Here is a 356-nt window from a genome sequence, read left to right as displayed (position 1 = left end):
GGTCTGACTCAGGGTCAGTTTTTCGAAGTTATCCGCGCCGGTAACCGATTCCAGTTTGTTAACGATCGGCGCTTGGCCGCCGGTGAAGACGTCGTCGGCAGCGGCGATGGTCGCCGTGCCAGTCGCGGTATTGGCTGGGACGGTGATTTTGGTGCCGTCGGTCAGGGTGAAGGTGAGTTCACCGTGATTGTTCAACGGCAGACCGGCTGCGTTGGTCAGGGTCACGGAGTAGGTGACCTGGCCGCCTTCAGCAACGGTGGATTTGTCCGCAGTCAGGGTCGCAATCACTTCGCTGACGGTGTCAGTGATGGCCACGTTGGCCGCGGTGCCGTCGATCACCAGGTTTTCGAAGGTCT

Annotated in this window: 1 protein-coding gene; it reads right to left on the bottom strand. The window is 60.1% G+C overall.

What is annotated here, in order from left to right; translation table 11 throughout:
* Positions 1-356 (bottom strand): immunoglobulin-like domain-containing protein (locus tag ACM6IT_RS27030; RefSeq protein ID WP_414919025.1); only part of this gene is annotated, 356 nt, incomplete at both ends.

This window comes from Pseudomonas sp. IT-P4 (assembly GCF_949767755.1).
In the GTDB taxonomy this organism is placed as follows: domain Bacteria; phylum Pseudomonadota; class Gammaproteobacteria; order Pseudomonadales; family Pseudomonadaceae; genus Aquipseudomonas; species Aquipseudomonas monachiensis.
This window is presented reverse-complemented; position numbering and strand designations above follow the sequence as displayed.